The organism is Candidatus Omnitrophota bacterium, from assembly GCA_021735655.1.
Lineage (GTDB): Bacteria > Omnitrophota > Gorgyraeia > Duberdicusellales > 4484-171 > JAHKAJ01.
In genome coordinates this window covers 64,033-70,124 of record JAIPGM010000007.1, presented here as the reverse complement: position 1 = coordinate 70,124, position 6,092 = coordinate 64,033, and the positions used below count along the sequence as shown (strand labels likewise).

Below are 6,092 nucleotides of genomic sequence, written 5' to 3'. Positions count from 1 at the left end.
TGGGTATTTGAAGATTTTAGTAATTTTAAATTACAATCTGATAAAAAAGTTTACCATTTATCTCCAGCCTAATGTAGGGCTTGCGATAAATGGCTTGATATTTTGAGAGTAGAATATACTGGACAATTAACATAGGAGGGGTCATGAGAAAGTTAACTTTTGTAGCAATTTTTTTTATCGGGCTGATTGCTTTAAGCGGTTGTTCTACGGTTTACCATACGGTTCATGGTTTTGGTGAGGGATTAGCTAAAGATACCAAGGCTGCTTGGAAATCAGTGGTTAAAGCTGACGAGTGGGTCGATGAACATGCTTGGTAGAGGGTTGTTAATTAACCGTTAACCCTTAGTTGACCATTTTTAGCTAAAGTAGTATCATTCTATAGATAATTTAATTAAGTTTATGGCAGGGTCAATCGGTCAATAATTGCTTGAATAAGGAGGTATTACATGAAAAACTTTATTCAACATTGGAAAAGAGGATGGAAGTTCTTGCTTTTAGAACTCTGCCTTATCTTAGCTTATGTTTTGATTGTTTTGCCGGTTATGATTATTACTCAGGTCGTGTTGAATTGGAGCATGTTTGCGTATTATATCTCGATTGCTGTTGTTAGTATAATACTTGTTCCAGCTGTCACTCAGTACCTTTTTGAAATATTTTATGGTCCTTATGGACAACAGCAAAAGAAGCATTAGATTGTGTCACAGATGCGGAAGTCAGCTTTATTTTTCGTTGTAATAACTTTTTTGTTTAGTCTGGTTTCGGTTGCCGAAAACCCAACTGAAATTAAAAGCAGAGTGGTTACTGATGTTGGAGTTATTGTTAGAGGAATGCCCAAGGAAAATTTAGGAAATGTCGGGTTTAGTGAAGATAAGTTACTTAGTTATAATCTATCCGGGAATCAAGAATACATGACATTTTTAGATATAACTTTAGTTGGTGATAATATTACTTTTTATCTTGAAGATGGGAAGGTGAAAGATTGGTTTAGAGGTACTGATGTTGGCACTTTAGAGGAGGACAATGAATGAATTTTTTTAAAAAATCGAAACCAGCTATTGCACCGGAAAGTGTAATTAAAAATTTTGGCTTAGTCAGTGAGCGACGTAAAGGCATAGCTAAGTTTAAGTACGATGTTTTATTGATTGAAAAACACGGTAAAAAGAGGGTAGTCATAAGAGAAAGTACCACTTTAATTGGTGGTGAAACACGTCATTTTGAGTTTGATGCCCAAGGGATAACGCGCCTGAAAGAGGCTTTAGCTAGCGCCCTAAAGATGGTATAGTATTTTTTTGCCCGGTAGTGTAATTGGCAACACGCAAGATTCTGGTTCTTGTTTCCTAGGTTCGAGTCCTAGCCGGGCAGCCACGTATTTTTTATATTTTCAAAATGCCCCTACCTTTTACCAGCCAGACGGTTAGAGAAGAGAAAAAAATTCAGAAATATTGCCTATTTACCTTGAAAAGTAAGAAAAATTATGTTATATTTATATGAAATCCGAACTTGTGTCTCTAAAGCCACGGGTTCGGACTCTTTTTTAACCGACAATTATGCAAGAAAGAAGAAATAACCCCAGAGTAGGAATATCTTTCCCGGTTGAGTGCAAAACTCTTCCTTCTCAGAAGTATTTTTATACCGTTTGCAAGGATCTAAGTATGGTTGGAGTAAAGATAGTAAGCAATACCTTTATTCCTAGAGATAGTCTTTTAAAATTACATGTTAACCTTGTTGATGCAGTGGTCGACTTAAAGGCCAAACTTGTTTGGTGCAATAAAGATAGGATGGCTGATCGTTATTCAGCTGGTCTTCAATTCATTGAGTTAAATGAGAAAGGCAAGAAGTCGCTTTCCCATTTTTTAGGGAAAGTTTTTGCAACTTAGCCTTAAAAACCCAACCTTTTCAATCGTTTCAGCTTAAAGATAGTTTAAAAATTCTATAAAAAAAGAGAGGGGTTTCTGCTTACAAGATTATTCTTGAAGCCTCTTCCTTAACGGAAGTCCCTCTCTTTTTTAGTTTAAGTTGTTATGCTACCCTTATTTCATATAAATATAACATGGTTTTAGCTTTCCTTTCAAGGGTATTTTTCTTTTGATCTGAAAACGCTATTATTTTTTAGCTTGTTTTCATGCCCATTTTTTAACCCGATTAATGAGTTGGACTAGAACCTTATGGAGGAAAGAGGGTTATGACTTTTAACAATAATCATTATTAATCAAAAATAATTCTTGACAATAAGGAGAAAAAGTTGTATAGTCGATTAATATGGAAAACAGTCTTAAGGTATTAAGGGGTCATGATATAAGGCCAACTCAGCAGAGGTTAGAGGTCCATGGAGTTCTTTTAAATAATGGTAAGCATTTAACTGCTGATCAGATTTACGAGAGAGTTAAGCTTAGAATGCCAGCAGTATCTTTGGCTACTGTTTATACGGTTTTGGATCTTTTTAAGCAGAAGCACGTAATTAATGAGATAAGAATACAGTTTGATAAGTCTTGCTTTGAAGCTAGAATTGACCCCCACCATCATTTTTTATGTAAGAGCTGTGATGAAATTTCGGATCTTAATATGAAGCCTTGCAAGGCTCTTGAACAACGAGAAGTTGACGGTAATATCATCGAAGAGCTTCAGGGTTACTTCTATGGTACATGTAAAAACTGCCGGGAGGTTAATAATGGAAAATAAAATTAAGGCAAGTTTAAGTGAACGCATCAAGAGAACTAAAGATATAGAGAGTTTTCGGTTTTTTCCGGAAGTAAGGGTAGATTTTTTACCCGGACAGTTTACACAACTTATTTTCGATAGCGATAATCTTAGGAATCATCAGCTGAATAAGTACCTTTCTTTTTCCTCTTCACCAACTAAACAATATTTGGAGGTCACTAAAAGATTGAGCGAAAGTGAATTTTCTCAAAAGCTAAGAGACCTGAAACCGGGTGATAAAGTAGATTTAAAGCCGGCGATGGGTAGCTGTGTATTCAGTGATGACAATAAGAAGGTAGCATTTTTAATTGGTGGAATTGGCATAACCCCGGTAATTTCAATTATTGAATACATTGAAAATAAGCGGCTTAAGACAAATGTTATTTTGCTTTATTCTAACCGGACTGAAGATATTGCTTTTAAAGAAGAGCTGGATAACTGGCAAGCGGCTAATGATACTATAAAGGTATTCTATCTGGTGACTGATTGTGAACCAAAGGATCAGAGCTGCATTAACGGTGTGATTAGTCAAGAGTTGTTAGTTGAGAAGATAGAGAGATGGAAAGATAGAACCTTTTTTGTTTTTGGCCCACCATCGATGGTTAAGGCGATGCATGACTTGTGCCTTAAAACCGGTTGTGATAAAAATAAGGTTAAAACAGAAAGCTTCATCGGTTATTAAAGGGGGTTTGGTCGATATGTTTTGTAATCAATGCGAACAGACAATTGGTGGCAGCGGATGCGTGAAAGTAGGCGCTTGTGGTAAAGATTCTGATATCCAGAGCTTGCAGGATACTTTACTTTACGGATTGAAAGGAATAGCTGCCTATGCTTTTCATGCCCGGGAATTAGGCGCAGTGGATCCAGAGGTAGATGGCTTTATGCATGAGGCTCTTTTTAAGACAGTGACTAACGTCAGTTTTGATCTCAATGATTATCTAGCTATGGTTCTAAAGTGTGGCGAGATGAACTTAAAGGTAATGGCTTTGCTTGATAAGGCTCATACTGATCGTTTTGGCAATCCTTTTCCGGCAGAGGTTGAAACTGGGACAAAGGCCGGTCCGGGAATTTTAATTACCGGTCATGATTTGCTTGACTTGTATGAACTACTTAAACAAACAGAGGGTACCGGAGTTAATGTTTATACCCATAGCGAAATGTTGCCAGCCCATGGCTATCCAGAATTAAGGAAGTTTAAACATTTGGTTGGTAATTACGGTAATGCTTGGCAAGAGCAAAAGAAGGAGTTTAAAGAATTTCCTGGGGCGTTATTGGTAACGACTAATTGCGTTTTGATACCACCTAAAGATACTTATTTAGATAGGTTATTTACGATTGGCGTTACTGGGGTGTCTGGCGCAAATCACCTTAAGTCGAGAGATTTTTCGTCAGTGATTGCTAAAGCCAAACAACTTCCAGCACTTATTGAAGCACCGGGTAAAAAAATAATGACTGGGTTTCATCACACGGCTATTCTAAGTTTAGCCGATAAAATAGTTGATGCGGTTAAACGAGGAAAGATCCGTCATTTCTTTCTTATTGGGGGTTGTGATGGGGCTAAGCTGGGCCGAAATTACTATACTGAGTTTGCCGAGAAGGTTCCTGCTGATTGCCTTATTCTTACCCTTGCTTGCGGTAAGTATCGGTTCAACAAACTTGAGTTTGGCGAGATTGAAGGCATACCTAGATTGCTTGACCTAGGGCAATGCAATAATGCTTATTCGGCGATAGAAGTTGCCTTAGCTTTGGCAAAGGCTTTCAACTGTGGGGTAAATGAATTGCCGCTGTCATTAGTATTATCTTGGTTTGAACAGAAGGCGGTTGCAATTTTATTAACTTTGCTTCATCTTGGAGTTAAAAATATACGCTTAGGCCCGACTTTGCCGGCATTTGTTTCACCGAAGGTGTTAGAGATACTGGTTGAGAAATTTGAAATCAAACCAATCACTACGGCTGAAGAAGATTTAAAATCTATTTTAGGGGATAAAGTAATTAAATAATTAGAGATTAAGGAGGTGCATATGTTGAAAGAGAAGGTAGAAAAAGCTTTAGAAGACATAAGGCCGGCTCTTCAGGCCGACGGAGGAGATGTTGAATTGGTCGAGGTAACCAAAGAGGCGGTAGTTAAGCTACGTTTAACCGGCGCTTGTGGTTGTTGTCCGATGAGCACTTACACTCTTAAGATGGGTATTGAGAAGAAACTAAAAGAAGTGGTACCTGAGGTTAAGGAAGTTGAACAGGTAGCATAAAAAGGAGAAGGGTATGGCTAGCATAAAAGATTTATTACAAACTGCTGACTGGAAGTCTGAGAAACATGTTCCGGTTATTGAGGTTCAGGGCGCGGTTAAAAGGGGCGAATGCGTTAGCATTGTTGTAACCGTAGGTAAAGAAATTGCCCATCCCAATACAACCGAGCACCATATTTCTTGGATTGAGCTATATTTTAAGCCTCAAGGAGAGAAATTCCCTTGTCAGTTAGGAAGATTTGAATTTAGTGCCCATGGAGCATCGGTTCAAGGACCGAATACAAGTACAGTTTATGTTTGTCCAAAAGCCACAGTTTGTTTAAAAACCGATAAGCCAGGGGTAATTTTGGTATCTAGTTATTGCAATATTCATGGACTTTGGGAAAATTCTCAAGAATTGAGTTTTGAGTAGATAAGAGGAGGTATTTATGGCAGTTGAACAGGTTGGTGAAAAATATAAGTGTAATGTTTGTGGTAATGAGGTGACGGTGACTAAGGCTGGAGGCGGAGAATTAGTTTGTTGTGAGCAGCCGATGGAAAAAATATAAATCTAAGGAGGATTCAGTCATGGGCAAATCTATAAAGGGAACTAAAACAGAAAAAAATTTATTGGCATCTTTTGCCGGGGAATCACAGGCCCGGAATCGCTATACTTATTTTGCTTCAGTGGCCAAAAAATCCGGATACGAACAGATAGCAGCCATTTTTCTAGAGACTGCTGACAATGAAAAAGAACATGCTAAGAAGTTTTTTAAGTTTTTAGAAGGTGGTGAAGTTGAGATTCAGGCTAGCTACCCAGCAGGAATAGTTTCAGATACGGCATCTAATTTGGAAGGGGCGGCCGATGGAGAAAATCTAGAATGGACTAAGCTTTATAAAGAAGCTGAAGCTGTGGCCCGCGAAGAAGATTTCTTAGAAATTGCTGATTTATTTAAAGAGATAGCCGAGGTTGAAGAGGAACATGAAAAGAGGTATCGTAAGCTACTTTCAAATGTGAAGGAAGGAAAAGTATTTAAAAAAGATACATTAGTTAAGTGGAGATGTCGTAATTGCGGTTATGTCCATGAAGGCAAAGAGGCCCCGGATAAGTGTCCGGCCTGTGCCCATCCGCAGAGCTATTACGAAATTTTAGCTGAAAATTATTAAAAA

General features: G+C 38.0%; 12 protein-coding genes and 1 tRNA gene. All 13 read left to right on the top strand.

Translation table 11 applies throughout. The features are described from left to right. Positions 1–143: 143 nt before the first annotated feature. The 13 genes from K9L86_06455 (at position 144) to K9L86_06395 (ending at position 6,089) form a co-directional block, all read left to right on the top strand. Positions 144–317 (top strand): hypothetical protein, encoded by a 174-nt coding sequence (locus K9L86_06455; GenBank protein ID MCF7908492.1) that lies wholly within the window; start codon positions 144–146, stop codon positions 315–317. A gap of 129 nt (positions 318–446) precedes the next feature. Then, positions 447–692 carry a hypothetical protein gene (locus K9L86_06450; protein ID MCF7908491.1) on the top strand — a complete coding sequence of 82 codons (246 nt, stop codon included), beginning with the start codon at positions 447–449 and terminating at the stop codon, positions 690–692. A 12-nt stretch (positions 693–704) separates the two neighbouring features. After that, a complete protein-coding gene (locus K9L86_06445; GenBank protein MCF7908490.1) occupies positions 705–1,028 on the top strand; it encodes a hypothetical protein in 324 nt (107 codons plus the stop codon). Continuing rightward, positions 1,025–1,282, top strand: coding sequence for a mitochondrial fission ELM1 family protein (locus tag K9L86_06440; protein ID MCF7908489.1), 258 nt, complete (start codon positions 1,025–1,027; stop codon positions 1,280–1,282). The genes K9L86_06445 and K9L86_06440 overlap by 4 nt, the downstream gene beginning before the upstream one ends. Positions 1,283–1,290: 8 nt before the next feature. Beyond that, positions 1,291–1,365 (top strand) — tRNA-Gln (locus K9L86_06435). 182 nt (positions 1,366–1,547) lie between these two features. After that, positions 1,548–1,877 (top strand): PilZ domain-containing protein, encoded by a 330-nt coding sequence (locus K9L86_06430; GenBank protein ID MCF7908488.1) that lies wholly within the window; start codon positions 1,548–1,550, stop codon positions 1,875–1,877. Between the two features lie 382 nt (positions 1,878–2,259). Beyond that, positions 2,260–2,679 carry a transcriptional repressor gene (locus K9L86_06425; protein ID MCF7908487.1) on the top strand — a complete coding sequence of 140 codons (420 nt, stop codon included), beginning with the start codon at positions 2,260–2,262 and terminating at the stop codon, positions 2,677–2,679. Continuing rightward, complete coding sequence (locus tag K9L86_06420; protein ID MCF7908486.1) at positions 2,669–3,379, top strand: FAD-dependent oxidoreductase; 711 nt, start codon at positions 2,669–2,671, stop codon at positions 3,377–3,379. Before K9L86_06425 ends, K9L86_06420 begins: the two co-directional genes overlap by 11 nt. A gap of 16 nt (positions 3,380–3,395) precedes the next feature. Next, positions 3,396–4,697: a hydroxylamine reductase gene (gene hcp / locus K9L86_06415; GenBank protein ID MCF7908485.1), complete on the top strand. Its 1,302-nt coding sequence runs from the start codon at positions 3,396–3,398 to the stop codon at positions 4,695–4,697. A 24-nt stretch (positions 4,698–4,721) separates the two neighbouring features. Beyond that, entirely contained in the window at positions 4,722–4,946 is a 225-nt protein-coding gene (locus K9L86_06410) for a NifU family protein (protein MCF7908484.1), read from the top strand. Positions 4,947–4,959: 13 nt separating this feature from the next. Further along, positions 4,960–5,355 (top strand): class II SORL domain-containing protein, encoded by a 396-nt coding sequence (locus tag K9L86_06405; GenBank protein MCF7908483.1) that lies wholly within the window; start codon positions 4,960–4,962, stop codon positions 5,353–5,355. Positions 5,356–5,371: 16 nt separating this feature from the next. Beyond that, positions 5,372–5,491 carry a desulfoferrodoxin FeS4 iron-binding domain-containing protein gene (locus tag K9L86_06400; GenBank protein ID MCF7908482.1) on the top strand — a complete coding sequence of 40 codons (120 nt, stop codon included), beginning with the start codon at positions 5,372–5,374 and terminating at the stop codon, positions 5,489–5,491. Between the two features lie 19 nt (positions 5,492–5,510). Beyond that, on the top strand, positions 5,511–6,089 hold the full coding sequence (locus K9L86_06395; GenBank protein MCF7908481.1) for a rubrerythrin family protein: 579 nt from the start codon (positions 5,511–5,513) through the stop codon (positions 6,087–6,089). Positions 6,090–6,092: the final 3 nt, after the last annotated feature.